The 1,760-nt window shown below is 66.9% G+C and carries 1 protein-coding gene; it reads right to left on the reverse strand.

What is annotated here, in order from left to right; genetic code table 11:
* A partial coding sequence (locus ACDELDRAFT_RS22175; RefSeq protein ID WP_005800966.1) for a proline dehydrogenase family protein occupies positions 1 to 1,760 on the reverse strand: 1,760 nt, incomplete at both ends.

A 1,760-nucleotide genomic window follows, 5' to 3' on the forward strand; every position in this document is an offset into this window, starting at 1 on the left:
CCTGGTCCACATCGGCGGCGGTGGCCTCTTGCACGGTACCCACCACATCGCTGTGGTCGGCGGGGTTGCGCACGGGCTGCACGGGGCCTGCGGGGGCATCGGCGCCCAGCAGGGGCGCTGCCGTCCATGCGTGGCTTGCCGTGGCTTGCAGGGTGGTGGCCAGCTCGGTCAGCGTGTTTTCGTTCGACAGGTCCAGCCCGCGCGAGTTGGTGCGGTGCACGCCATACAGGCCCTGGGGCGTGGCAATGCGGGGGTGGGGCAAGCCCGCCGTGCCTTCCACCGCAGCTTGCTGGTCCACCACGTGCACGGGGCTCTTCACCAGCTCGTCCAGCGCAATCGTTTCGTCGGCAATGCGGTTCACGAACGAGGTGTTGGCGCCGTTCTCCAGCAGACGGCGTACCAGGTAGGCCAGCAGGGTTTCGTGCGTGCCCACGGGGGCGTAGATGCGGCACGGGCGTCCCAATTTACCGGCGGTGATGGCACCCACCACCTGCTCATACAGCGGCTCGCCCATGCCGTGCAGGCACTGAAATTCGTATTGCCCTGCGTAGTAGTTGCTGCCCGCCAGTTGGTAGATGGTGGCCACCGTCTCGGCGTTGTGCGTGGCGAACTGAGGGTACACGGCCTCGGGCGCGGCCAGCAGCTTCTTGGCGCAGGCGATGTATGAGATGTCGGTGTGCACCTTGCGGGTGTAGACGGGGTAGTCCTCCAGCCCATCGACCTGGGCACGCTTGATTTCGCTGTCCCAGTACGCGCCCTTGACCAGGCGCACCATCAGCCGGCGCTGGGTGCTGCGGGCGAGTTGAACCACATAGTCGATGACGAACGGGCAGCGCTTTTGGTAGGCCTGGATGACAAAGCCAATGCCGTTCCAACCCGCCAGCGTGGGCTCGTGGCACAGGCGCTCCAGCAGGTCCAGCGACAGCTCCAGGCGGTCGGCTTCTTCGGCGTCGATGTTCAGGCCAATGTCGTACTGCTTGGCCAGCGTGGTCAGACGCAGCACCAGCGGGTACAGCTCGTCCATGACCCTGCCAAACTGGGCGCGGCTGTAGCGCGGGTGCAGGGCCGAGAGCTTGATGGAGATGCCCGGCCCTTCATAGATGCCGCGCCCGGCAGACGCCTTGCCAATCGCGTGGATGGCCTGCTCGTACGAGGCGTAGTAGCGCTGGGCGTCTTCGCTGGTCAGCGCCGCTTCGCCCAGCATGTCGTACGAATAGCGAAAGCCCTCGGCCTCCATCGTGCGTGCGTTGCGCAGGGCTTCGTCGATGGTTTCACCGGTCACAAATTGCTCGCCCATCATGCGCATGGCCATGTCCACGCCCTTGCGGATCAGCGGCTCGCCGCCCTTGCCGATCAGGCGGCTGAGCGACTTGCCAAGGCTGCCTTCACTGTGCGTGGCCACCAGCTTGCCGGTGATGAGCAGGCCCCAGGTGGCGGCGTTGACGAACAGCGACGGGCTCTTGCCCAGGTGGGCATCCCACTGGCCGTGGCTGATCTTGTCGCGGATCAGCGCATCGCGTGTGGCCTTGTCGGGGATGCGCAGCAGGGCCTCGGCCAGGCACATCAGCGCCACGCCTTCTTGCGACGACAGCGAAAACTCCTGCAGCAGCCCCTGCACGATGCCCGCACGCCCGGCGCTGGCCTTGCGTTCGCGCAGCGCCTTGGCAATGCGCAGCGCCAACTGCTCGGCCGACGCTGCTTGATCCGCAGGCAAGCGGGCCTGGGCCAGCAGCGGGGCCAGGGCCTCGGGCTCGGGGCGG

The organism is Acidovorax delafieldii 2AN (genome assembly GCF_000175235.1).
In the GTDB taxonomy this organism is placed as follows: Bacteria; Pseudomonadota; Gammaproteobacteria; order Burkholderiales; family Burkholderiaceae_C; genus Acidovorax; species Acidovorax delafieldii_B.